Annotated in this window: 1 pseudogene; it reads right to left on the reverse strand. The window is 63.2% G+C overall.

Annotation, left to right across the window (positions count from 1 at the left end):
• Positions 1-231: pseudogene (gene truB / locus ACQG3P_RS25160) on the reverse strand (tRNA pseudouridine(55) synthase TruB); the annotation flags it as partial.

Here is a 231-nt window from a genome sequence, read left to right on the forward strand (position 1 = left end):
GGCCTTGGCCGCGACCAGACTCATAAACACAAAATACGCTGCATACCAGAACAACCGAGTCAACATCTCGGTGGACACCGGGTCAATAAAAACGGTGTGGCCGCCCTTCTCGGCGCGGAACTGGCGGCGGGCCACCTGAAGAGAGGCGTTGGAGCGCATGCCGGTGGGCATGTCGAGCGGGAGGCTGCCGTCCAGGCGACGGAAGGTGAGTCGTGTCTGGGTGTGGCGCCG

Origin of the sequence: Stenotrophomonas sp. SrG (genome assembly GCF_050031795.1) — a bacterium.
In the GTDB taxonomy this organism is placed as follows: Bacteria; Pseudomonadota; Gammaproteobacteria; order Xanthomonadales; family Xanthomonadaceae; genus Stenotrophomonas; species Stenotrophomonas rhizophila_A.